The organism is Martelella sp. HB161492, assembly GCF_013184775.1.
GTDB lineage: Bacteria > Pseudomonadota > Alphaproteobacteria > Rhizobiales > Rhizobiaceae > Martelella.
Map to the genome: position 1 here is coordinate 24,944 of NZ_JAATVV010000018.1, position 23,921 is coordinate 48,864.

General features: G+C 61.3%; 19 protein-coding genes. 6 read left to right on the plus strand and 13 right to left on the minus strand.

Annotation, left to right across the window (positions count from 1 at the left end):
* Positions 1–2: 2 nt before the first annotated feature.
* From nikC to iolG, 3 genes are all read right to left on the minus strand, one after another.
* Positions 3–860 (minus strand): nickel transporter permease, encoded by an 858-nt coding sequence (nikC, locus tag HCK86_RS22330; protein WP_141150923.1) that lies wholly within the window; start codon positions 858–860, stop codon positions 3–5.
* A 44-nt stretch (positions 861–904) separates the two neighbouring features.
* On the minus strand, positions 905–1,927 hold the full coding sequence (locus HCK86_RS22335) for an ABC transporter permease (protein WP_176086707.1): 1,023 nt from the start codon (positions 1,925–1,927) through the stop codon (positions 905–907).
* Positions 1,928–2,109: 182 nt separating this feature from the next.
* Positions 2,110–3,108, minus strand: a complete 999-nt coding sequence (gene iolG / locus HCK86_RS22340) for an inositol 2-dehydrogenase (protein ID WP_176086708.1) — start codon at positions 3,106–3,108, stop codon at positions 2,110–2,112.
* 88 nt (positions 3,109–3,196) lie between these two features.
* Here iolG and HCK86_RS22345 point away from each other — a divergent pair, with 88 nt between their 5' ends.
* From HCK86_RS22345 to iolB, 6 genes are all read left to right on the plus strand, one after another.
* The gene (locus tag HCK86_RS22345; protein WP_176086709.1) at positions 3,197–4,039 is read left to right on the plus strand and encodes a MurR/RpiR family transcriptional regulator; all 843 of its coding nucleotides are present in this window, start codon (positions 3,197–3,199) and stop codon (positions 4,037–4,039) included.
* A 467-nt stretch (positions 4,040–4,506) separates the two neighbouring features.
* Entirely contained in the window at positions 4,507–6,447 is a 1,941-nt protein-coding gene (iolC, locus tag HCK86_RS22350) for a 5-dehydro-2-deoxygluconokinase (protein ID WP_176086710.1), read from the plus strand.
* Complete coding sequence (iolD, locus tag HCK86_RS22355; protein ID WP_176086711.1) at positions 6,444–8,273, plus strand: 3D-(3,5/4)-trihydroxycyclohexane-1,2-dione acylhydrolase (decyclizing); 1,830 nt, start codon at positions 6,444–6,446, stop codon at positions 8,271–8,273. Before iolC ends, iolD begins: the two co-directional genes overlap by 4 nt.
* A 35-nt stretch (positions 8,274–8,308) precedes the next feature.
* Complete coding sequence (gene iolE / locus HCK86_RS22360) at positions 8,309–9,220, plus strand: myo-inosose-2 dehydratase (protein ID WP_176086712.1); 912 nt, start codon at positions 8,309–8,311, stop codon at positions 9,218–9,220.
* Positions 9,221–9,245: 25 nt separating this feature from the next.
* Positions 9,246–9,488, plus strand: a complete 243-nt coding sequence (locus HCK86_RS22365) for a DUF3329 domain-containing protein (protein WP_176086713.1) — start codon at positions 9,246–9,248, stop codon at positions 9,486–9,488.
* A complete protein-coding gene (gene iolB / locus HCK86_RS22370; RefSeq protein ID WP_176086714.1) occupies positions 9,485–10,279 on the plus strand; it encodes a 5-deoxy-glucuronate isomerase in 795 nt (264 codons plus the stop codon). Before HCK86_RS22365 ends, iolB begins: the two co-directional genes overlap by 4 nt.
* A gap of 77 nt (positions 10,280–10,356) precedes the next feature.
* Here the strand turns inward: iolB and HCK86_RS22375 are convergent, their stop codons facing one another.
* The 10 genes from HCK86_RS22375 to HCK86_RS22420 all read right to left on the minus strand — a co-directional run bounded on the left by HCK86_RS22375 (position 10,357) and on the right by HCK86_RS22420 (position 23,873).
* Entirely contained in the window at positions 10,357–11,427 is a 1,071-nt protein-coding gene (locus tag HCK86_RS22375) for a CehA/McbA family metallohydrolase (protein WP_176086715.1), read from the minus strand.
* The gene (locus tag HCK86_RS22380) at positions 11,427–12,509 is read right to left on the minus strand and encodes a glycoside hydrolase family 88 protein (RefSeq protein WP_176086716.1); all 1,083 of its coding nucleotides are present in this window, start codon (positions 12,507–12,509) and stop codon (positions 11,427–11,429) included. The genes HCK86_RS22375 and HCK86_RS22380 overlap by 1 nt, the downstream gene beginning before the upstream one ends.
* A 12-nt stretch (positions 12,510–12,521) precedes the next feature.
* Complete coding sequence (locus HCK86_RS22385; protein WP_176086717.1) at positions 12,522–15,017, minus strand: hypothetical protein; 2,496 nt, start codon at positions 15,015–15,017, stop codon at positions 12,522–12,524.
* On the minus strand, positions 15,010–16,272 hold the full coding sequence (locus HCK86_RS22390) for an HAD family hydrolase (RefSeq protein ID WP_176086718.1): 1,263 nt from the start codon (positions 16,270–16,272) through the stop codon (positions 15,010–15,012). The genes HCK86_RS22385 and HCK86_RS22390 overlap by 8 nt, the downstream gene beginning before the upstream one ends.
* On the minus strand, positions 16,269–17,306 hold the full coding sequence (locus HCK86_RS22395) for an ABC transporter ATP-binding protein (RefSeq protein ID WP_210260015.1): 1,038 nt from the start codon (positions 17,304–17,306) through the stop codon (positions 16,269–16,271). The genes HCK86_RS22390 and HCK86_RS22395 overlap by 4 nt, the downstream gene beginning before the upstream one ends.
* A gap of 2 nt (positions 17,307–17,308) precedes the next feature.
* Positions 17,309–18,343 (minus strand): ABC transporter ATP-binding protein, encoded by a 1,035-nt coding sequence (locus HCK86_RS22400; protein ID WP_210260014.1) that lies wholly within the window; start codon positions 18,341–18,343, stop codon positions 17,309–17,311.
* 7 nt (positions 18,344–18,350) lie between these two features.
* Entirely contained in the window at positions 18,351–19,487 is a 1,137-nt protein-coding gene (locus tag HCK86_RS22405) for an ABC transporter permease (protein ID WP_176086720.1), read from the minus strand.
* Positions 19,488–19,494: 7 nt separating this feature from the next.
* Positions 19,495–20,481: an ABC transporter permease gene (locus HCK86_RS22410; RefSeq protein ID WP_176086721.1), complete on the minus strand. Its 987-nt coding sequence runs from the start codon at positions 20,479–20,481 to the stop codon at positions 19,495–19,497.
* Between the two features lie 190 nt (positions 20,482–20,671).
* Positions 20,672–22,621 (minus strand): ABC transporter substrate-binding protein, encoded by a 1,950-nt coding sequence (locus HCK86_RS22415; protein ID WP_176086722.1) that lies wholly within the window; start codon positions 22,619–22,621, stop codon positions 20,672–20,674.
* Between the two features lie 181 nt (positions 22,622–22,802).
* A complete protein-coding gene (locus HCK86_RS22420) occupies positions 22,803–23,873 on the minus strand; it encodes a LacI family DNA-binding transcriptional regulator (RefSeq protein WP_176086723.1) in 1,071 nt (356 codons plus the stop codon).
* Positions 23,874–23,921: the final 48 nt, after the last annotated feature.

Genomic DNA, 23,921 nt, shown 5'->3' on the forward strand with positions numbered 1-23,921 from the left:
TCTCACCGCCTGTTCATCTGTTTCGGATCAAGCGCATCGCGCAGGCCATCGCCCAGGAGATTGAAGGCGAGGCTGACGCAGAGGATCGCAACGCCGGGGAAGGTGACGAGCCACCAGCTGTCGATCATGTAGCGCCGGCCGGTGGCAATCATCGCCCCCCACTCCGGCAGCGGCGGCTGGGCGCCAAGGCCGAGAAAGCCGAGGCCAGCCGCCGTCAGGATCACTGTCGCCATGTTCAGCGTCAGCCGGATGATCACCGACGGCAGGCACATCGGCACGATCGAGCGCCAGATGATGCGCGCCGATGACGCGCCCTGAAGCCGTGCCGCCGAAATATAGTCGGCACTGCGAAAGGTCATGGTCTCGGCACGGGCAAGCCGGGCAATCGGCGGCCAGGCCGTCAGCGAGATGGCGATGATCGCATTGTTGAGGCTCGGGCCGAGGGCTGCGACAAAGGCCAGCGACAGGATCAGCGAGGGGAAGGAGAGAAAGATATCGGTGATCCGCATCATGATATTGTCAATGCGGCCGCCGAAATAGCCGGCCACCGTGCCAACGAGGAGGCCGATCGGCCCAACCACGATCGAAACCAGAAAGATGATCCTCAGCGTGATCCGCGAGCCATAGAGAAGCCGGCTGTAGATGTCGCGGCCGAGTTCGTCGGTTCCGAAATAATGCGCCGCGCTTGGCGGCTGCAATGTCGCCTGCAGATCCTGCAGATAGGGATCATGGGTTGCCAGCATCGGGCCGAACAGGGCGCCGATGATCAGGATGGCGAGCACCAGGAGGCCGAAGGCCGAGGTTGGCGATTTCGCCAGAAAGATCAGGATATTCTTGGTCGTGACCAGCGCCTGAGGCATGGTCCTGGAACGGGTCGCCTTGAGCGGCGTGCTATCGGACATGGTCATCGGGTCCTCGGATCGAATACGCGGTAGAGAACATCGGAGAGAATGTTGAGGCCGATGAAGATCAGGCCGACGAGCAGAACGCAGGTCATCACCGCATTCATGTCTCCGATACGCAGGTTGGAGGTGAGATACTGGCCGAAGCCCGGCCAGGCGAAGACCGTCTCGATCAGCACCGCGCCTTCGAGCAGGCCGCCATAGGCCAGCGCGATGATGGTAACGAGCTGGACGCGGATATTGATGAAAACATGAAACCAGATGGTCTGGCGCTGGCTCAGTCCCTTGACCCGGGCCGTGGTCACATATTCCTGATTGATCTGATCCAGCATGAAACTGCGGGTCATGCGGGTGATGTAGGCCGCAGAGGAATAGCCAAGCAGCGAGGCCGGCAGGATGATGTGATCAATCGCACTCCTGAACACATCCCAGTCGCCGGCAAGGGCACTGTCGATCAGAAGGAAATTGGTCCGTTCCGGCACGATGCCGATATAGAACTGGCTCATCCGCCCCGAACCGCCGACCCAGCCAAGCCCGGCATAGAAGATCAAAAGCCCGATCATGCCGGTCCAGAAGATCGGCATGGAATGGCCGAGCAGGCTGAACACGCGGATCACCTGATCCTGCCAGCGATCCTTCTTGATCGCCGCCAGAACGCCAAGCGGAATGCCAAGTCCGGCGCCGACAATGATGGCGAAGGTGGCAAGCTCGATCGTCGCCGGCATGACATGGAGAATATCCTGGATAACCGGCTGGCCGGTGCGCACCGACGTGCCGAAATTGCCGGTCAGGACATCGCGGATATAGAAGAAGAACTGTTCCCACATCGGCCGGTCGAGACCAAGCTGGTGATAGACGTTCTGATAGACTTCCTTGGTCGCATCCTCACCGACAATGGCTCGCACCGGATCCACCGGCATGACGCGCCCGATCACGAAGGTCAGGACAAGAAGGCCGAAAAGCGTGACCAAAATGGACCCGGCCCGCTCGAACAGCGCACCTGTCCGGCCCTGTTCATCTGTCATTGCAACTCCTCCCAAAGTGCCGGAACGGGCCATTCAGGGCAGCCCATTCCTGTATTACATATCCTTATAATCTGTTATACAGGATTTGGGAAGAGCTGAAATGAACAAGGCCGGCGCTGCTGGCACCGGCCTTGGAGTGATGACGGAACAGTCCCGATCGACTGCCTTTGACAAGCGCCGGCTCAAATCTCCGACAGCGCCACCCTGCGACCGGAGGCAACGGACAGCAGCGCCGCTTCGGCAATGATCAGCGCTTTCAGGCCGTCCTCGCCATCCGGCGCGATCGCAGTGCCGTTTTCTATCGCAGCGACAAAATGACTGATCTCGGCGGCATAGGCCTCGATATAGCGTGTCATGAAGAAATCATGCAGCGGCGGGCGGTGAAAACCCTCGGCATCGGCGATCTCGATGGCAACGGGCCGCTGGTTTTCGGCCGAAACGGCACCCTTCGAACCCAGCACCTCGATGCGCTGGTCGTAGCCATAGGTGGCGCGGCGCGAATTGGATATCTGGCATTGCCGCCCGTCCGCTGTCGTCAGGATAATCGAGGCACTGTCAAAATCACCCGCTCTGCCGATTTCAGGATCGACAATGGCCGCAGCGCTGGCCTGCACGGTCTCGACCTCTCCACCGAGCAGGAAGCGCGCCATATCGAAATCATGGATGGTCATGTCGCGAAAGATACCGCCCGAAACAGCGGCATAGGCCGGCGGCGGCGGCGCAGGATCACGCGACGTGATCTGCACCATTTCAACCGTGCCGATCCGCCCCGCGTCAATCGCCGCTTTCACGGCGCGAAAATGCGGATCGAAGCGGCGGTTGAACCCCAGCATCAGCTTCGCTTTTTCCGCCCGCACCACCGCAAGGCAGGCCCGCACCCGCGCCACCGACAGGTCGACCGGCTTTTCGCAGAAGATCGCCTTTCCCGCACGGGCAAAACGCTCGATCAGATCCGCATGGGTATCCGTCGGCGAGCAGATCACCACCGCCGCCACATCCGCGTCAGCCTCGATCGCGTCAATGGTTTTCACTGCGGCATCATACTGTGCGGCGAGACCCGATGCGGCTTCCGCCAGAGCATCTGTCACCGCTACAAGTTTCGCGCCCGGCGTCTGTGCTATGGCGCGTGCATGCACCTTGCCGATCCGGCCTGCCCCGATCAGCGCCAATCCGATTGTCATGAATATCCTCCCAGAAATCGCGGACTTGCCACGATAGAATAAAAATTCTAAAAACACCAATTCTAGAATATGTCAAGGATGAAGCGAAATGGATGTGGCCAGCAACACGCCACCGGAAACAATCGATGTCTTTTTCGACCGCCTGTCGGAAAAGCTGCCGGGCTTTCCCAAGCGGCTCCGGCAATGCGGTGATTATATCGCCGCCAATCCGGAGCGGGTCGCCGTTTCCACCGTCGCTGAACTGTCGGAAGCAGCAGGCGTACAGCCCTCGGCCTTCATGCGTTTCTGTCAGGAGCTCGGCTTTTCCGGTTTTTCCGAAATGCAACGCCTGTTCCGCACCGATTTTTCCCGCCGCTGGCCGGATTATTCCACCCGCATTCAGGCGCTGCGCGATCACGGCAATGGCTCTCCCGCCGCCCTTCTGGCAGAATTCGTCGATGTCGGCCGCATGTCTCTGGAAAATCTTCTGACATCGGTGGATCCGGATGCGCTGCAGCAGGCGGTCACGACGCTCGCAAACGCCCAAACCATCCATCTCGCCGGTTTCCGCCGCGCCTTTCCGATCGCGACCTATCTGGCCTATGCGTTCGAGAAGATGGGGATTGCCTGCCTGTTGCATAGCGGCCTCGCCGATATCGAACTCAGCCATACCATCCGGCCGGGCGATGCGCTGATCGCCATCAGTTTCGCGCCCTATAGCGAGCACACGATTGCCCTTGCCGAAGCGGCGTCCCGACAGGGCGCAACGCTGGTGAGCATGACCGATTACGTGACCTCACCGCTGGTGAAACCGGCGGCAATCCCGCTTTACGTCGCCGAACTGGATGTCGGCGCGTTCCGCGCGCTTTCGGCCAGCCTGTCGCTGGCACTGACGCTGGCCGTGGCGGTCGGTTCGCAGCGCGATACGTTAAAAATGGAAAATAAATATTGAATTGAGAAAATATTGGAATATAAATTCTCTTGCGCAGGAGGGAGTGCCTGCCGCACGGGGCACGGGACGAAATGCCGTTCCGGGGGAATGAGGGAGGAGACATGGAACATGATCCGGTTCATCGCGCCGAAGTGCTGCAATGCAGGACCAGCCAGCACCTAGCGCATCGGCTCAATAAGATAGAGCATCCTGCCGCGTCCAAAAGGACGCACGGCGCTCTGGATCGCATCCGCTTTTCCCCGAAGAGCGCTTCGTCTCATTGTTCTTATGCGGCTGCGGACGGAACAGCAGCGCCCATTTTTCCCGGAAACGCGCCGGGCTGAAAATGCATCTTGTGCCTCGGCGCCGCTCTGGCGGCGCATTTTCCCGGTCAGCAAGTATCACAAGTCGCCGGCCCATCCGGCGCTCAGGCCCGTTGACACCGGGCTGGTGATGAAACCGCGAGCGTGGCGCGGAGGAGATCTTTTATGAATGCTCACGACAAGACACTCGACTGCCTGACGATCGGCCGCTCATCGGTGGATCTCTATGGCGGTCAGATTGGTGGCCGGCTGGAGGATATGCGTTCCTTCGATAAATATCTCGGCGGCTCGCCAACCAACATGGCGGCGGGCGCTTCGCGTCTCGGGCTGAAGGCAGGCGTGATCACCAGAGTCGGCGATGAACATATGGGCCGTTTCATCCGCGAGCAGTTGCAGCGCGAAGGGGTCGATGTCACCGGCGTCACGACAGACCCTGAACGCCTGACTGCGCTCGTCATTCTCGGCATTCGCGACGAGGATCATTTTCCGCTGATCTTCTATCGCGAAAACTGTGCCGATATGGCGCTGAGCGAGGATGATATCGATCCGGCACTGATCGCCCGGACCCGCTCGATTGTCGCCACCGGGACGCATCTCAGCCATCCGCGCACCGAAGCTGCCGTGCTGAAAGCGCTTGGCCTTGCGCGCAAAGGCGGCGCCCGCACCGCCCTTGATATCGACTACCGCCCCAATCTCTGGGGCCTTTCCGGCCATGGCGATGGCGAAAACCGTTTCATCGCCTCCGAGAAGGTCACGGCGAAGCTGCGCTCGACGCTCAATCTCTTCGACCTGATCGTCGGCACGGAGGAGGAATTTCATATTGCCGGCGGCACGACGGATACGCTTGAAGCGCTGCGCCAGGTGCGCGCCGTCACCGCCGCAACGCTCGTTCTCAAGCGCGGCGCGAAAGGCGCTTCCGCCTTTACCGGGGCGATCCCGGACAGTCTCGATGGTGGCATCGCCGGCAAGGGCTTTGCCATCGAGGTGTTCAACGTTCTCGGCGCTGGCGACGGTTTCATGGCCGGATTGCTGAAGGGCTGGCTGGACGATGCGGGCTGGGCGCAAGCCCTGACCTATGCCAATGCCTGTGGCGCCTTTGCCGTGTCACGGCATGGCTGCACGCCCGCTTATCCAAGCCTTGAGGAGTTGCGGTTTTTCCTGAAAAATGGCGCCACCACGCCCGCCCTGCGCAAGGATGAGAAGCTGGAACAGGTCCACTGGTCGACCAACCGCGCCGGCGACTGGCCGGAGATCCGCATCTTCGCCTTCGATCACCGTATCCAGCTGGAGGACATGGCAGCGGAAACGGGTGCCGATGCAGCAGCCATCGCCGCCTTCAAGCGCCTCTGCCTCAAGGCTGCCGTTGCGGTTGCCGGATCAGACGGAGGCTTTGGCATTCTCTGCGACAACCGTCTTGGCCGCGACGCTCTGTATGAAGCCGCCGATACCGGGCTCTGGATCGGCCGGCCGGCCGAATGGCCGGGCTCCTGCCCGCTGACGCTGGAACAGGAACTCGGCGCCGATTTCGGCGGGCTTTCGGAATGGCCGGCCGGTCATGTCGTCAAGGTGCTCTGCTTCTATCATCCCGACGATCCCCCCGACCTCAGGCAGCAGCAGGAGGAAACGCTGCACCGGCTTTTTGTCGCAACCCGCCGCCACCGGCTGGAATTCCTGCTGGAAATCATAGCCTCGAAATCCGGCGATACGGATGATGCGACGCTGTCGCAGGTGATCGAGCGGATCTACGCCATCGGCATCTATCCCGACTGGTGGAAGCTCGAGCCGCTGACCTCCGAGAAAGCCTGGGAGAGGGTCTGCGGTGTGATCGAGCGCCACGACCGCTTCACCCGCGGCATCGTTATCCTCGGCCTTGATCAGCCGGAGGAAACGCTGATCGAAAGTTTCCGCACCGCGAAAGCCTTCCCGCTGGTCAAGGGCTTCGCCGTCGGCCGCACCATTTTCGGCCAGGCGGCACGGCTGTGGCTTGCCGGCGAGATCAGTGACGATCAGGCCGTAACCGTCATGCGCGACAATTTCGAAAGGCTCTGCAGCGCCTGGGACCAGCTCCACCCCGAAATGAGCCATGCTGAGGAGGCCCTGTCATGACAACATGCCGTCTGACGGCTGCACAGGCCATGGTGCGCTATCTCTCGCACCAGAAGAATGCCGAGGGTGAACCGCTCATCCCCGGGATCTGGGCGATCTTCGGTCATGGCAATGTTGCAGGACTTGGCGAGGCCCTCCATGCGGCAGGCGATAGCTTTCCCACCTGGCGCGGCCATAACGAGCAGAGCATGGGCCATGCGGCAATCGCCTTTGCCAAGGCAAAGGCCCGCCGCCAGCTGATGGCGGTGACCACCTCGATCGGTCCCGGGGCCACCAATCTCGTGACCGCCGCAGCACTCGCCCATGTGAACCGCCTGCCGCTGCTGATCATTCCCGGAGATGTCTTTGCCGGGCGCGGCCCGGATCCGGTGCTCCAGCAGCTGGAGGATTTCGACGACGGAACCGTTTCCGTCAATGACTGCTTCCGCCCTGTCAGCCGCTATTTCGACCGCATCACCCGGCCGGAACAGCTGATGACCGCGCTGCCGCGCGCCATGTCAACGCTAACCGACCCCGAGCGCTGCGGCCCCGTCACACTGGCCTTCTGCCAGGATGTGCAGACCGAGGCCTTTGACTATCCCGAGAGCTTCTTCGCTCCGCGCCTTTGGCACCGGCGGCGTCCCGCGCCGGACAGTGCCGAACTGGACGCCGCCCTCGCGGCGCTGAAGCACGCAGAAAAGCCGCTGATCATCGCCGGGGGCGGGGTTCACTATGCCGGGGCCTGTGACCGGCTCAGGGTCTTTGCTGAACGCCATCAGATCCCCGTTGCCGAAACCCAGGCCGGCAAATCAGCGCTCGCCGCCGGCCATCCGCTCAACCTCGGTTCCATCGGTGTCACAGGGTCCTCCGCCGCCAACCATGTGGCGGAATCCGCCGATCTGATCATTGGTCTTGGCACACGGTTTCAGGATTTCACCACCGGCTCGCGCGCATTGTTCAACCATCCCGGCCGCTCCATCATCTCGGTCAACATCGCCCCTTTCGATACCGTGAAGCATAATGCCATTGCGGTGACGGGCGACGTGGCGGCCACGCTTGAAGCGCTTGAGGCACGGCTTGCTGATCATCGCTACGCCCTGCCAGATCCGGCGCTGAAAGCAGGCTGGATGGCCGCGGTTGCCGCCGCGACCGCTGCGCCTGAAGGCAATCAGCTGCCGTCAGACGCTCAGGTCATCGGCGCCGTTCAGCGTCAGAGCGATGAGGACACGGTCGTCGTCTGTGCCGCAGGCGGGCTGCCGGGCGAACTGCACAAGCTCTGGCAGGCGGCCCGGCCCGGCGGCTACCATGTCGAATATGGCTATTCCTGCATGGGCTACGAGATTGCCGCAGGCCTTGGCATCAAGATGGCGGAGCCGGACCGCGACGTCGTCGTCATGGTCGGCGACGGCTCCTATATGATGGCCAATTCCGAGCTCGCCACAGCCGTCATGCTCGGGCTGAAAATCACCGTCGTCCTGCTCGACAATCGCGGCTTTGGCTGCATCAACCGGCTACAGATGGCGACCGGCGGGGCAAGCTTCAACAATCTGCTTGATACCGCCCGTCACGTTTCACCCTCGGCGATCGATTTTACCGCCCATGCGGCGGCGCTTGGCGCCATGTCGGAAAAGGTGGATGGCATCGCGGCGCTGGAGGAGGCCCTCTTGCGCGCACGGCAGAGCCAGCAAAGCCATGTCATTGTCATCGACACCGATCCGCTGCCGACAACTAAGGCCGGTGGCCACTGGTGGGATGTCGCCGTACCGGAGGTCTCAGTACGGCCCGCCGTCAATCAGGCGCGGCAGGCTTATGTCAATGCACGGACAAAACAACGCGTGGCCGATTAGGCGGCCATCGCAGTCTTCTTGGAGGAGGAAGGCATATGATCCTGTTCGGAACCAATCCGATTGCCTGGTCCAATGATGATGACCAGAGCCTTGGCGCGGATACCCCGCTTGAGACCTGCCTCGCCGAGGCCGCCGAGATCGGCTTTGATGGCATCGAAAAGGGCCACAAATTCCCGACCGAGCCTGCAGCCCTGAAACGTGTGCTTGAGGCCTATGGGCTGCGCTTCGTTTCCGGCTGGCATTCGCTCAACCTGCTGACCCGGTCAGTCGAGGCGGAGAGAGCGGCGATCCGGCCGCATCTTGAACTGCTGAACGCACTCGGCTCGAAAGTCGCGATCGTCTGCGAAACGTCGAACGCCATACACGGCAATGATGCCGTCGGCCTGAATGACCGGCCGCATTTGGGTGCTTGCCAATGGCCCGATTTCGCCCGCCGCCTGGAAGAGATCGCCGAATATTGCGACACTTTTGGCATCGCGCTGGTCTATCACCACCATATGGGCACGATCGTGCAGAGTGCCGCCGATATTGACCGGCTGATGGCCGTTGCCGGGCCGAAGACGCAGCTTCTGCTCGATACCGGCCACGCCACCTTCGCCGGCGCCGATCCCGCCGAACTGGCGAACCGGTATATGGATCGCATCGGCCATATCCACGCCAAGAATATTCGCGCCGAGATCATGGAACAGGTGCGGTCAGACAATCTGAGCTTCCTCGAGGGTGTCCGGCGCGGCGTCTTCACCGTTCCGGGTGATCCGGACGGCATGGTGGATTTCGCTTCCGTGCTTTCAATTGCCGCCCGGCACGGCTATGCCGGATGGCTGGTGATCGAGGCGGAGCAGGACCCGGCTGTGCGCAATCCCTTTGCCTATCAGTCGATGGGGCTGAAGGCGTTGAAGGCACTGGCGGCAAAGGCCGGGCTTACGGCAGCTCTTTCGCCAAGCTGAGCACGCGCGCGAGGGAGAAAGCGACATGGCAGACGACAAGCGAGACTGGCGAAAGAATTTCGACCTGAAACACCCGATGCTGAAACCGCTCTGGCTGCGCCTTCTGCTGATCGCCGTCTGCTTCGGCTGGGCTGCTGTCGAGCTGACCATCGGATCGCGCTTCTGGGCCGGCGCCGTCATCGCGGCAGGCCTTTACATGGTCTGGGTCTTCTTTCTGTCGTCGGACAGGCACTATTTCACAAGAATTGATGACGAGGAGGAAAAATGAGCACGCTTCTGGTGAAGCCCGCAGGCGATCACGGCAAGGTCCATGAAATTACACCGGCTTCAGCCGGCTGGGGCTATGTCGGCTTCACCCTCTACCGGCTGAAGGCCGGTGAAACAGCGGCAGAGGAAACCGGCGACCGCGAGGTCATTCTCGTTCTTGTCGAAGGCAAGGCGGAGATCGCCAACAGCGACCGGACTTTCGGCCTTCTCGGCAGCCGCATGGATGTCTTCGAACGCGACAAACCGGCCTGCGTCTACCTGCCGAATGGTGATCGCTGGCACGCAAAGGCGGCAACGGATTGCACGCTTGCCGTCTGCTCAGCGCCCGGCCAGGGCGGACACAAGGCGAGCGTGATCGGCGATATCGGTTCTGAAACCCGCGGCAAGGGCGCCAATACGCGCTATATCCATCCAATCGCCATGGAAGACAGGGATGTCGCCGACAGCCTGCTGGTGACCGAGGTTTTCACGCCCGCCGGAAACTGGTCCTCCTATCCGCCGCATCGCCATGACGAGGACAATTTCCCCGATATGACCTATCTGGAAGAGACCTATTATCACCGGCTCAACCCGGCCAAGGGTTTCGGCTTCCAGCGGGTTTTCACCGAAGACGGGTCTCTTGACGAGACCATGGCAGTTTCGAACGGCGATGTGGTGCTGGTGCCGAAAGGCCATCATCCCTGCGGCACGCCCCATGGCTACGACATGTACTATCTCAATGTCATGGCCGGTCCTCTGCGCAAGTGGCGCTTCAAGAACCATCCTGATCACGACTGGATCGCCCGGCTCTAACGCATCGGGCGAAATAGTGGTCGCCGGCTTTTCGATAACCCGATGATCCGGGACAGGCACCAGCGCTGCGGCCCGGCCTAAAAATCCGGGTCGTAATTGAAATAGAGCGGGTTGGACAGGGCCACCTTTTGCGCCGACTGCGCCATGGAATAGGGGATATCGGCATAGATTGCCTGCGGCCCGTCAATCTCGACGCGATAATAGCTGGTCGCATCCTGGGCCGGGATATCGGAGAAACGGGCAATCCGCGTTTGCGGGTCAATCGCCACGGTGGCGAAAGGCTGGCGGTTCTTGATGATATGCGCCTGATAGGCCGCACCCGCAATGCCGCCTTCGGACAGCCGGATCTCAAACTGGACGGGCCTGCCGGTGGCGGGCGCATTGTCGCCCATCATCATCTCCATCGTCCCGTCGCCATCCGCATCGGCAACAAGCGCGACGCGCGGATTGTACGGATTGGCGCAGATACAGGCGCGCCCGGCGCAAAGCGCCGCAAGGATCGCCGTTTTGGTCCGCTCGGCGGCAAAGACCCAGGTCGTCGGCGTGCCGACATAATTGGCGGTTGCTTCGGGGGTCCATGGCGTCGCATCCGCCGGATCTTCCGGCAATCCATGATGGGCATCGGAGCCGCCGCGCGCACCGATCATCCGCCCCGACAGCAGCATGTTGTCCCAGACCCGGACATTGGCGGCGTTCTTCGGCCAGACACTGGTGTTCCAGATCTCGATGGAATCGGCGATATCGAAGGAAAAGCCGTAGTGATTGCTGGTGACCGGATGATTGGCAGACCAGTGAATGCCAAGATCGCGCTTCAGCGTCAGAAGATCCCAGTCGCGGGCATTGCGATGGTCGAAAACCCGCTGGTGGTTATAGGGTTCAGCGCTCAGGATATTGGCGTGCCCGCGCGGCGCCGTCAGTTCCGCGCCGTAAAACAGCAGCAGTTTTTCCGAGCGATAGGCGGGATCGGCCCATGTATGGCCGGCGACATCGCCGGCAACATGGACATCATGGTCGGTAATGGCGAGATAGTCGAAACCATGAGCCTCGGCAAAGCCGATGATCTTTTCGACCGGATTATGGGATGAATCGCTGCTGTGGCGAGAGTGGAGATGAAAGTCGCCCTTCAGCCAGATGCCTTCGCGCCCCATCAGCCCGCCTCACTGCGGGAAATCGCGTCGACCAGCATCAGCATGGTCAGCGCCTGGCCGTAGGGTGCCGGAATATCGGGGATCTGCTTGTAGAAATCGAGCGTATGGCCCATCGGCGTGCCGTCGGAAACATGGGCGACAATGCCATCATCGCCGATACAGCCGATGACAACGGCGAAAGCCCGCTCGGCCACCGGACGATAGCTTTCGGGCAGAATACCGAGATCAATGCCGCGCGAAATGCCATAGGCGATGCCGGCCGTTGCCGATGCCTCGACCGGCGAGGTCGCATCATCAAGCAAGGTGTGAAACAACCCTCCGGCATCCTGCAGCTTTTCCAGTGCCCGGACCTGTGCCGCCAGCACATTGGCGAGGTAGTCATGGGTTGCCTCGGGCAGATCGCCGACGATGGAGAAAAGCTCCGGGATGGCGATGGTGATCCAGGAATTGCCCCGCGCCCACAGCGCATTGGCGAAATTATGCCGGCCGTTGAATGTCCAGCCGTGGTACCACAGCCCGGTCTTCGGATCGGAGAGATAGCGCGCATGGATGAGAAACTGGTAGACGGCCTCCTCGATCCAGTCTGCCCGGTTGAAGCGCTTGCCCGCATTGGCGAGAAACAGGCAGGTCATGAACAGCGTGTCATCCCATAACTCGCCGTCATTCATCCGCTCCTTGACCACGTGCTGAAAGCCGCGGTCCTCGGTTCTGGCAAGGCCCGTCACCAGCCAGTCGGCCCAGTCCTGCACCAGTTCCTCCCAGTCGGGTCGCTCAACCTCGTCAATCAGCATGGAGAGCGCCAGCATCGGCGCCGTCGAATTGACCTGACGCGGCGGCAGGCCGCGTCCGATCTGCCAGTCATACCAGTTGGCAAGAGCGGCAATCAGAGCCTTGTCGCCGGTCGCACGGGCATGGCGGTAGAGACCGTAAACACCGACGCCGATCTCCCAGTCCCATTCATCGAACTGCAGCGAGAAGGCGCCTTCGGCAATCGGCGCGGTCTCATTGATCCCGCGGATCCGCGACAGCCCGGTGGCGACATTGGAAAGATGGCCGAGAAGTTCCTGTCGTGTCTGATGCATGATGCTCGTCTTTTATGTTTTGGCCGGAAGGGTCGCGGCAGCGTGCCAGGCGATCTCGGGCAGTTGAGATTGGGTCAGAAAGGGATGCGGACGCCCGTCGACGGAAAGGCCATCGCGATAGTCCAGGGTGAGTTCCGGGCGGCCGGGCGCAGTGAAGACCAGCCGCAGCGGACCCGTTTCAAGCCGCAATGCACCTGCTTCCGCCAGTTCGGCGACAGGAGCGAGATCGCCATCCGGCAGATCGCCGATCATGATCGCCCAGCCCGTCGTCCTGCCCTGAACCCGGTGCTCGATCCCGGCGCCGGGGCCGCTGTTCACCGGCAGGATCGGACCGGTCGCCTTCAGCAGCACAAAGCCACCGCCGGCTCTGAGCGCCAGCCAGTCAGGCCCGGTCCTGCAATCGTCGAAGACCGAAAGCGGCGCATAGGCATGGGTAAAGGCAAGACGCGGATTATCGCCGAGATCGCTCAGCACCAGAACGATATTCTCAAACATCGCCACACGCGGCATGATGCCGTTTCCGGCCCAGTACGACGGCCGGTCCTCACCCCAGGGATCGTCGGCGCCGGGATGGTTGACCCAGACCCGCGCCATCGGATGACCGGCCGCCTGGACATCAATCAGATGCTGCTGGTGGCCTTTCTTGCCGGGCGCTGCATCAATGCTGGCGGAAAGCTGCATCGTCGCTGTCTTGTAAAGCGAAAGCTGTGCGGCGCGGCCATAGCCCTGCACATAGCGTGCGGTGACGGCCTGGCCGTCTTCCGGCCTCACCAGCGCTTCAAGCCCGGCCGGCGGCGCATAGCGACCGGCGCAGAACATCGGCAGCGCCGCAACGCCGCGATTGAGCCAGCCCCGGCCAAACGCAACGGTGGCGAAAGGCGCCAGCTCGCTTAACGGTCCGGCCCGCAATTCCTTGTCATAGGCACGGCCCATCGTTCCGGCGGCGACGCCGTTGATCACATGTAGGGCGATCATGGTGAACAGCCGGTCCAGCACGGTCTTCGCCCGCGCCTTCAGGTTATCGCCGACACAATGTTCAAGCGCCAGCAGGCCAATGAAATCGATCGGGTAATAGGCGGCGGAATTCCACTCCGCCAGCCCGTGGTCCTCGATCGCGTCGAACCAGCGGGCAAGCCTTCGCTCGGCCAGCGCGGCGTGTTCACGGCCCAAAAGCCCGGAATTGGTAAAGATCGCGTCAGCAAACAGCCGCCCGGCAATCAGTTCGCTGACATGAAAGCAGAGAACGTGATTTTCGCTCCAGAACCACATGGCATCATTGCCCGGCTCATCCATCCAGTAGCGGTAGCCAAGGATCGCCGCATCGATGCGGGCGCGGACATTTGCCGGCAGTCGATCCGCCCATCTGCTGCGGATCCACAACAGCGGCACCATGACAAAGTCCGAGCAGTCACGCCGGTCCTCGATGGCCGTCAGCGTATCGTCCAGCGCGGCAAAACAGGCGGGCCCGAGATCAAGGCCAAGGGCGAGGCGCGCCAGAACCCGGCCGGGACGCTGCTCGCCATGTTCGGCGAGATAGGAGAGTGCCAGCCGCTTGCGTGTTTCCAGCTCGTCGGCAAACGTGGCCGCAGACTGTTCGCGCAACAGGGCAAAGGCAATATCGCGGTGAACCCGGCTTTCCCCCACGGACAGCGTGACATCAAGCGCATGATAATCGTCGGGCAGGCTGGCGGGCAGGGCCAGCATCACCCGGTCCGACCCTGCTTTCAGCGTTGCTCTGGCTTCCAGAAGCGGCGGCAGGTGGCGCATATGAACGCTCTGATGAACCCTGGCCTCCACCACGACATCGCTGCTGGCGGGGCGGTCAAACGCCAGTTCCAGCGGTTCATCACCGCCAAAGACGACCTTGGCCGGATGAATCGAGCGCGCCAGCGCCATCAGCGTGGTGAGTGTATCCCTATCGGCATTGCCGGGAATGACGGCGGCAAGCGTGCCGGGACCGAGAAAGGTGAGTTCGACGAAATAATTGGTATCGCGCTCGGCCATTTCCTCAACCAGCATGACGACATCGCTGCCTTCAGCCTTCAGCGGCAACGCAATCTCTGTCTCCTGCGCCGCATTGCGGGTATAGGGTTCGAAGGCCGCGACGGCCTTGCCATCAACAAAGATATGCACGCCGCCGCAGGTCGAAAGCCGGAAGCGAAGGTCGCCGGAAGCCTCGGGCACCAGCCGGGTGCGCACGGCGCGCGACAGCCTTGTCGGCCGATGCCAGAAGCCGGAAAACTCCAGCCGCCGGTTGAAGCCGGGAAGATTGGTGGCAACGATCTCGAAGTCCGGGACCGGGACAGCACCGCGCGCGGCGATCTCGGCGCGCACAGCCGTGCGGCAGGGCAATTCGCCAACATCGGTGAAGCCGTTGACGAATTTATAATCGACATTGTCGACGCCACGCCTGACGACACCCGGATAATAGCGCGCTTCCAGCGGACCAAGCGCAAAGGCGGTGACCGTTTCGCCGGCATGGGAGATGAAGATGGCCTGATCAGTCATGGTCCACCTCCCGATCCTCAAGTGCGACCTCGATTGCCTCGATCATCGGCACCAGCTGGTCGAGGCGCGTGATCGAGAAATCCGGCACTTCGGCGGCGCCGGCCGGTTCATGGCTGCGTTTCTTCGACCAGCCGACAAACAGGCTGATCAGGCCGAATTCATTGGCGCCCCTGATATCGCGAGCGAGATTATTGCCCGCCATCACGATCCGCGCGCGGGCATCATCATCAAGACCCATACCGGCCATCGCGGCGGCAAACATGGCGGGCGAAGGCTTCAGCGCACCGACATCGCCGGAAATCGCATGGGTTTCCATCAGCGCCCAGATGCCGCGTGGCTTGAGCAGGTTCTCGAACGTGCCGCGCGGCCCGTCCGCCACCAGGGCCAGCCGGTGCCCGGCAACGCTGAGCGCCCGCACCGCATCCATGGCATCGGGAATTTCCTCGGCACGCTGGACAATCTCGTCGCCCGCTTCCCGCTCTTCCGTCGTCTCGTCAATCAGCGTGTCACCGCAATCGAGGAAGATCGCGGCAAGATGGGGCACCTTGGCGGGAAGGGCGGCAATCAATGCGCGCATCCGCCCGCCGATCCAGCGTTCAAGCTCACCCCAGGGCACCAGCACCGGTTCCGTTTCGCCCGCGCTGAAGCTGAAGGTCGGGGTAAAGGCGGCGCGTTTCATCGCCAGGCGTGCCAGGCGGTGGTCAAGCGCGCGCGCTTCATAGGCGCCGTGCTCGGCGAAGCGATTGCCGAGATGCACGCCCTCCTGCCCGGCATCCGCCCCGCACATGCGCATAATATTAGCGCGGGCCATGAAGGTCATGGCGCGGGCGCAGGACCAGATCGCGTGTTTTCCGGGCTCGACATAGACAACCGGACGCTCCCCCAGCATGTCCGGCAGACCGGAGCCCCGGTCCATCGCCACCCGCAGCCCATGCATCGACCCCTCGACACGGCAAACCGCACCGCTGGCATCGATATGAACCCAGACATGTTCAAGATCGTAAAGGTGCTGGATATCCCAGTCGTGCCAGATCGCATATTCAATCACCAGGCCGCCACTTTGCGGGTGGATCAGAAATTTCGACGATGGCGAGGGGCCTGCTGCGCGCATCAGCGTGTAACCCAGCACGAGCGGCGGCGCCGGCTCCGCCGCATCAAGCATCAGAACGGGGCGATGGCGGGCAGCAAGGGCGGCATCGGCATCCTCGGCAACGCCCACGGGCAGGGGGTAATCGTCAGGTACTGGCAGCGTCATGCCCCCACCCCATCAAGCGTCAGCGTCTCGGCGTGGTGGCAACGCACCTGCAGGCCATCGACGTCGCGCAGCAACGGCTTTTCCGCTGCACAGCGATCGCTGGCATAGGCGCAGCGCGGATGGAAAGGACAGCCGGATGGCGGATCGGAAGCATCCGGCACCTCACCCTTCAGCACACCGCGCTTTTCCGTCGACCGCTGGCGCGGATCGGGCTGCGGCACGGCTTTCAGCAATGCCTCCGTATAGGGATGGCGCGGGCGGGCGAAAAGCCGGTCGGTCTCCCCCATTTCAACTATCTGGCCGAGATACATCACGGCAATCCGGTCGGAAATATGCTCAACCATGCCGAGATCATGGGTGATGAACAGATAGGTCAGATGAAACTGCTCCTGCAGGTCCTGCAGGAGGTTGATATTCTGTGCCGCAACCGAAACGTCGAGCGCCGACACCGCTTCATCGGCCGCGATGAAGGCCGGCGACAGAGCCAGCGCCCGGGCGATGCCGATCCTCTGACGCTGACCGCCTGAAAAGGCATGCGGGTAACGCATCGCATATTCCGGTCGAAGGCCGACGCAGCTCAGCAGCTCGGCAACCCGATCGGCGATCTCCGCCTTGGAATAGCCGTGCACCACCATCGGCTCGCCGATGAGGTCCAGCAGTGTCATGCGCGGATTGAGCGAGGAATAGGGGTCCTGAAAGATCATCTGCATCTCGCGGCGGACGGGACGCATTTCCTTGTCACCGAGATCGGAAATGTCAATGATGCTTTCATCCTTCTGGCGGAACAGAACCCGGCCTTCCGTAAGATTGTAGGCCCTGAGGATCAGCCGCGCCACGGTCGACTTGCCCGAGCCGCTCTCGCCGACAAGGCCGAAGGTCTCGCCCTTCCTGATATCGAAGCTGACATCATCGACGGCCTTCAGCGTCCGCAGTTCGCGGCCGCGATTTCCCCCCTTGACGGTGAAATGCTTCTTCAGGCCGCGCACGGAGATCAGCACATCATCGGGCACAGGCGGGGAAATGGTCTTGTTCATGCTCATTGGCCGGCCTCCGGCAGTTTTCCGGCAAAGTGGCAGAGTGCTGCCTGACCGTTTGCAAAGGGAATGTTCGGCGGCGCATCGCGCCCGCAAATGGCCGGATCGGCATAGTCGCAGCGGGTGTGAAACACGCAGCCCGACGGGACGTTATAGGGATCTGGAACCGAACCGCGGATCACGTTCAGCCGCCTTTGCTTCTGCTGTCCGAGGCGCGGGATCGAGCCGAGCAGCGCCCGGGTATAGGGATGCTGCGGATGATAGAAGATGTCGTCGACCAGCCCCGTCTCGACGACCCGGCCGAGATACATCACCGCCACCCGATCGGCGATATCGGCGACCACGCCGAAATTGTGGGTGATGAAGATGATCGCCATGCCCAATTCCTGCTGCAGCGATTTCAGCAGTTCGAGGATCTGCGCCTCGGTCGTCACGTCGAGCGCCGTGGTCGGCTCGTCGGCAATCAGCAGCGCCGGATCGCAGGCCAGCGCCAGCGCGATCATCGCCCTTTGGCGCATGCCGCCGGAAAGCTGGTGCGGATAGCTGTCGACGAGGCGCTCCGGCTGGGGAAGCTGCACCCGTTTCAGAAGGTCGATGGCCCGCAGCCGGGCCTCTTCCTTGCCGACGTGACGGTGCAGCATCACCGTGCGCATGATCTGGGTGCCGATCGAATGCACCGGCGAGAGCGCCGTCATCGGCTCCTGGAACACCATGCCGATCTTGCCGCCGCGCAGACGGCGCATCAGCCGGCTGTCGCGGGCAACGCCGTCGAGGCGATATTCGGTCTCGCCGTCAGGATTGAAGCGGATCGTGCCATTTCCCTCGCGCGCATTCTTGGCCAGAAGCCGCATGATGGCGCGCACCGTCACGGATTTGCCCGAGCCGCTTTCGCCGACAATGCCAAGCACCTCGCCGCGGTTGACGTGATAGTTGACACCGTTGACAGCTGTCACCAGCCCGTCGCGGGTCTTGAAGGCAACCTCGACATCATCGAGCTGCAGCAGCCGTTCCGGCGGCATCTTTACTGTGTCCAGCATGCGTCACCTATTGTCCGTAGGGATCGGCCGCATCGCGCAGGCCGTCACCGAGGAAATTGAAAGCCAGCACGACCGCGACCACGGCAAGACCGGGTGCAAGCAGCCATGGGGCAAGCGAAATCGAGCGAAGGTTCTGCGCGTCCTGCAGCAGCACACCCCAGGAAACGACCGGCGGCCTGAGGCCGAGGCCGAGGAAGGACAGCGCCGTCTCGCCGAGGATCATCTCCGGTACGGCGAGCGTCATCGCCGCGATGATGTAGGAGGTCATCGCCGGCAACATATGCTTGGTGATGACCCGATATTCCGAGGCACCGGCAAGCCGCGCTGCCATCACATAGTCTTCGGATTTCAGCGACAGGAACCGACCGCGCACGACACGGGCGAGATGAGTCCAGCCGATCAGTGCGAGGATGAGGGTGATCAGCACGTAGACGAACAGCGGATTCCATGAGATCGGCAATGCTGCCGCAAGACCCATCCATAGCGGGATGGTCGGCACGGAGCGGATGAACTCCATCATCCGCTGGATCGCCGTATCGGCAAAGCCGCCGTAATAGCCGGAAATGGAACCGAAGAAGATGCCGAGGACAAAGGAGAAGAACACGCCGACAAGGCCGGCTGAAAGCGTCACACGGGCGCCATAGACGAGGCGCGAGAACAGGTCGCGGCCAAGTGAATCCGTACCGAGAAGATTGATTTTCTCGCGCTTGGCATCGATGCCGAAGAGATGCAGGTCGGATTTCCAGATGCCCCAGAACTTGTATTTCTCGCCATGGACAAAAAACCTGATCGGCTGCGGCTTGCTGGTATTCGCAACATAGGTGACGCGGGCTGTCTCCGGATCTCGGGTGCGCTTCAGTTCATAGACGAAGGGTCGCATCAGCGAACCATCATGAATGACATGAACCATGCGCGGCGGCACGAAGGTCTCCAGCCGCTCGATCGAGCTTGGCGCATAGGGCGCGACGATTTCGGCAAAGACCGCTACCAGATAGGCCAGCAACAGAAATGCCAGCGACACCACCGCCAGCCGGTGCTGGCGGAAACGCCACCACATCAGTTTCCAGGAATTGGCGGTGTAGATGCTGCTCTTGGCGCCGGTGAGCTCGTTTTCTTCCGCGTAGACGGTCGTTTCGTAGGTCATGATGGCCTCACGCGTAACGGATGCGCGGATCGGACCACGCGAGAAGGATGTCTGACAGCAGCGTGCCGATAACGGTGAAGACGCTGAGGATCAGGATGAAGGCGCCGGCGAGATACATGTCCTGCATTTTCAGCGCCTGCAGCATCAAGGGCCCGGTGGTCGGCAGGTTGAGCACGACGGCGGTGATGATATCGCCGGAAAAAAGCGCCGGCAGTGCCCAGCCGACCGTCGAGATGAACGGGTTCAGTGCCACGCGCACCGGATAGCCCCAGACTACCTGCCGCTCGGAAAGACCCTGGGCATAGGCGGTCTCGACATAGGGCTTGCCGAGTTCATCCAGCATGTTGGCCCGCATGACACGGATGAGACCTGCCGCACCACCGGTTGCCAGTACCACGATCGGGATCCAGACATGGCTGAGGATGTTCACCACCTTGGCCATGCTGAAGGGCGTTCCCTGGAAACTTGGTGAGATCAGCCCGCCGACATCGAGATTGAACCAGGCAAAACCGATCCACATCAGGATCAGCGCCAGCAGGAAGTCAGGAATGCCCTTGCCGAGGAAGCCGAAGACGGTGAACACATAATCAAGCAGCGAGTATTGGCGCTGGGCCGAATAGACGCCGATCGGGATCGCGATGATCCAGGTGAACACCAGCGACAGCGATGACAACAGCAGCGTCAGCGCCAGACGGTTCCAGATGAGATCGGAAACCGGTGCATTCCAGTGGAAGGACTGCCCGAAATCACCATGCAGCAGAATATTGCCGATCCAGCGGAAATATTGCACCAGGATCGGATCATTGAGCCCGAGCTGGGTTCGGATCAGGTCTTCCTGTGCAGCGGTTATATATTCGCCGCCATTGCGCAGCTCAGCAGCATAGGCTGTGACATAATCTCCAGGCGGTAGCTGGATGATAATGAAGGAAATGAAGGATACGACGATCAGGGTCGGTATGGCCCACAGAAGTCGTCGCAATAGAAACTGAGTCATCGTCTGCTCTCCGCGCTATGCCATCCACCGACCGCCCGATGAGCACGGGCAGCCGGCTGGCTCCTCCTTCCAGAGAAGCCATCGCTATCGGGGAGGAGGCCCCGGTTCACGCGGCGCCCGCGGGCCAAAATGGCTGCGGCGCCGCGCGATGACAAATTTCAGGTATCCGGATGGATCGCCGGAGCCTCTGTCACTGGCTCTGCTTGATCCAGAACTGCTGCGGCTGGGCGAAGCCAATGCCACGTGTGACATCATCCTGAATGAGGTTGTCGCGCACATTCATGAAGTTGTTCTTGACAATCATGGGTGCCTTTTCCTCGCCAACCAGCCCGATGACGAAGCCCTGATCAACAAAGGTGCCGATCATGTCATTGAGGGCAGCATCGGCATCCGCAACGGAGCCTGCAACCGAAGCCTTGTCCCAATCGGCCCAGATGGTGCGGATCGGATCATCGGCGGGCGGTTCGATACCGCTTTTGCCTTCGGTCGAATACCAGACGTAGTATTGCTGGGCGTAGCTGTCATTGCCCATGGTGTTGCGCGGGTCAGCGGAAACCACGGTGAGACGGTCGACCGGCGTATACTGAATCTGGAAGTTGTTGTTGTCGCGGTTGTCGTCCCACTGGGTGCGGTCGATGATGCGCGGCAGCAGTTCGATGCCGATATCCTTGTAGTAATCAGCGGCAACTTCCAGGATCGGAGCAGCATAGTCCTGATAGGCTTCGACAACGATCTGCAGGCGCTTGCCGTTCGGCAGCAACCGGTAATCATCGGCATCGCGTTCGCTCAGGCCGATCTTGTCGAGAAGCTCGTTGGCAAGATCCGGATCATATTCGGTCCAGTGGGTCTCCCAGTCGGCGTTGAAATAGGGCGAGCCGGAGACCGGAGACACGGAGCGAGGCTCGGCGAGACCGGCAAAACCAAGCTCATTGATCGTCTCACGATCGATGCCGACGGACAGCGCGTGGCGGAAGTCGACATTGTTGAACAAGGTGTGGAGCTGTTCGTCCGTCGTGTTCAGGTTCGGAACGAAAGACCAGACATTGGCCGAGATCGAGGTGCCGACATGGTAGTCACCCTTGGCTTCATTCTCCTTGAAGAAGGTGAAATCACTGGTGTTGACGTAACGCATCTGCATGTCGATCTGGCCCTGAACGATCATCAGGTTGAACGAGTCTGCAGCGTCGAACAGGCGATGCTCGATGTGATCGATATAGGGAAGCTGATTGCCCTCCTGATCGACCGCCCAATAATAGGGGTTGCGCACCATGGTCACGACATTCGCCGGCGCAGGGGTCTCGATCTTCCAGGCGGTAATGACCGGCAGATCCGGATTCTGCCACCAGGACGTGATCGGCCCCTTGGAGCCCCACAGATCAATCCAGCGCTGAACGCCATGATCTGCAGCCGCCTTGGCGAGATCGTCAGCGCTTGCATAATGGTCGTTGAACTGCATCAGATAGTGCTTCGGATACAGGAAGGACGGGCGGTCAAGGCTCGGCTCACCGGTCGAATCCTTGGCAAGAATGTTGAGGAAATAGACATAGGGCTGGGCGAACTTGATGGTAAAGGTGCGATCATCCTTGACCTCCAGCGTCATCGGCACGCCACCCGGCGAAAAGGTCGGGTCGACAGTCGGCGTCAGCGCCTTGTTCATGAAGACGTCATTGTACCAGAATGCAACGTCTTCCGTGGTCACCGGCTCGCCGTCCGACCATTTCATGCCGTCGAGAAGCGTGAAGGTGAACTCGGTGGAATCGTCATTGACCGAATAGCTCTCAATATAGGCCGGCACCAGCGAGATGTTGCCGTCGGCATCCGGCACATATTTGAGAACACGCTCTTCCATCAGCTTGGTCGGACCCCAGCGGTCGCCGGGGCCGGTATAGGCGCGATGCCAGGTGCCGCCATACTGGCCAACCTCGACGGCATTGACGACCATCGGGTGCGTCGGCAGGCGCTGGTCAACCGGCGGCAGCTTGCCGGCATCAACCTCGGCCTTCAGCATTGGCGCTTCCTGAAAGGCATGCGCGACGCCAGCGAAAGCAACCGTCGCCAAAAGCGCTGTCGCCAGCCCGGTGCGGAACGTCCTGCCATCGACATGACGGACACGCTGCAAATCAATTGCAAAAAATTTCATGAACTCCTCCCAATTTGAATCCAGATGTGCCGGAAATTTCCCAATTTTCCTGCTCAATACAGATTTCGATGCCATCTTTGACGGCTCTACGCATGAAAATCAATAAAAAAATTCTATTTCACGCGATAAGCATTCCAAAATGTGTCATAATGCAAACAATTTCATTATTGTTACAAGACTGTCACTGTCTCCTCGCCCTGACCGCAGCGACACTGGCGCGCTCTATCAGGGCACAGCCCAGCTCGAGCCGGTGTGCCGCCCGCGTCTCATTACCGGCGCGCGCGCGCTCCTGAAGGAGATTGAGCGCCGCCGGGCCAAACTGTTCCAATGGAATGAAAATCGTCGTCAGCGGCGGATCATTCAGCGCGCCCAGCGCCACGCCATCAAACCCCATCACCGAGAGGTCATCCGGGACGACAAGCCCCATCCGCTTCAGCGCCCGCATCGCGCCGAAAGCAAGATTGTCGGCCGCACAGAACACCGCCGTCGCACCGGCCAGATCCGGATAATCGGCAATCCAGCGCGTCATGGCGTCGTCGCCATGCTGCGGCTCAAACCCTTCGGCAACAACAACGATGGCGTTTTCCCGGTCGATGCCATTTTCGTCAAAGGCATCAAGAAAGCCGTCGAGCCGCCGCCCCACGGTTTTCCGCCCCTTCCAGGTGAGATGGACAATCCTGCGGTGACCGAGCGCCATCAGCCGCTTCGTCGCCTTCAGCGCGGCAAAGCGATTGCCGGGGGTCACGCTGTCAATATGCATGTCAGGATCCTCGCCATTGATCAGGACGGCGGGAATGTCCGAACGGCCGATCGCATCCAGAAGGGCGCTGCGATCATCATTGATGAGGATGATGCCGTTGGCCTGACTGTCGCGGGCCGCCAGCACCACCGCATTGACGGGCGCATCGCGGCGCAGCGTATGCGGGACGATCTTGATGCCCTGCGCATCGCATTCGCGCGTCAGCCCGTTCAGTATGGTCCAGGAGACGAGGTTCACATCGCTGTCCGGCAGGGCGTCTTCTGGCACCGCCAGCAATATCCGGCTCAGCGAGGCGAGCGAGGCCTTGGCCGAGCGACGGGCCAGATAGCCAAGATCGCGCGCCGCCTCCAGCACCCGTGCACGCACCTCCTCCGATATCGGCGCTGTGCCGTTCAGCACATGTGATACCGTGGAAATTGCCACGCCGGCGCGCTCGGAGACCTCCCGCATACCGATCTTGCTTCCCGTGCCTTTATCTGATTGCCGTGCCATTTTGCCTGCTTCACCATCCTGTCATGCATCCGCCGAAAGCGGATGCGT

Coding starts and splice junctions, on each gene's coding strand:
- nikC (WP_141150923.1), bottom strand. CDS start 860: ATGCCTCAGGCGCTGGTCACGACCAAGAATATCCTGATCTTTCTGGCG.
- HCK86_RS22335 (WP_176086707.1), bottom strand. CDS start 1,927: ATGACAGATGAACAGGGCCGGACAGGTGCGCTGTTCGAGCGGGCCGGG.
- iolG (WP_176086708.1), bottom strand. CDS start 3,108: ATGACAATCGGATTGGCGCTGATCGGGGCAGGCCGGATCGGCAAGGTG.
- HCK86_RS22345 (WP_176086709.1), top strand. CDS start 3,197: ATGGATGTGGCCAGCAACACGCCACCGGAAACAATCGATGTCTTTTTC.
- iolC (WP_176086710.1), top strand. CDS start 4,507: ATGAATGCTCACGACAAGACACTCGACTGCCTGACGATCGGCCGCTCA.
- iolD (WP_176086711.1), top strand. CDS start 6,444: ATGACAACATGCCGTCTGACGGCTGCACAGGCCATGGTGCGCTATCTC.
- iolE (WP_176086712.1), top strand. CDS start 8,309: ATGATCCTGTTCGGAACCAATCCGATTGCCTGGTCCAATGATGATGAC.
- HCK86_RS22365 (WP_176086713.1), top strand. CDS start 9,246: ATGGCAGACGACAAGCGAGACTGGCGAAAGAATTTCGACCTGAAACAC.
- iolB (WP_176086714.1), top strand. CDS start 9,485: ATGAGCACGCTTCTGGTGAAGCCCGCAGGCGATCACGGCAAGGTCCAT.
- HCK86_RS22375 (WP_176086715.1), bottom strand. CDS start 11,427: ATGGGGCGCGAAGGCATCTGGCTGAAGGGCGACTTTCATCTCCACTCT.
- HCK86_RS22380 (WP_176086716.1), bottom strand. CDS start 12,509: ATGCATCAGACACGACAGGAACTTCTCGGCCATCTTTCCAATGTCGCC.
- HCK86_RS22385 (WP_176086717.1), bottom strand. CDS start 15,017: ATGACTGATCAGGCCATCTTCATCTCCCATGCCGGCGAAACGGTCACC.
- HCK86_RS22390 (WP_176086718.1), bottom strand. CDS start 16,272: ATGACGCTGCCAGTACCTGACGATTACCCCCTGCCCGTGGGCGTTGCC.
- HCK86_RS22395 (WP_210260015.1), bottom strand. CDS start 17,306: ATGAACAAGACCATTTCCCCGCCTGTGCCCGATGATGTGCTGATCTCC.
- HCK86_RS22400 (WP_210260014.1), bottom strand. CDS start 18,343: ATGCTGGACACAGTAAAGATGCCGCCGGAACGGCTGCTGCAGCTCGAT.
- HCK86_RS22405 (WP_176086720.1), bottom strand. CDS start 19,487: ATGACCTACGAAACGACCGTCTACGCGGAAGAAAACGAGCTCACCGGC.
- HCK86_RS22410 (WP_176086721.1), bottom strand. CDS start 20,481: ATGACTCAGTTTCTATTGCGACGACTTCTGTGGGCCATACCGACCCTG.
- HCK86_RS22415 (WP_176086722.1), bottom strand. CDS start 22,621: ATGAAATTTTTTGCAATTGATTTGCAGCGTGTCCGTCATGTCGATGGC.
- HCK86_RS22420 (WP_176086723.1), bottom strand. CDS start 23,873: ATGGCACGGCAATCAGATAAAGGCACGGGAAGCAAGATCGGTATGCGG.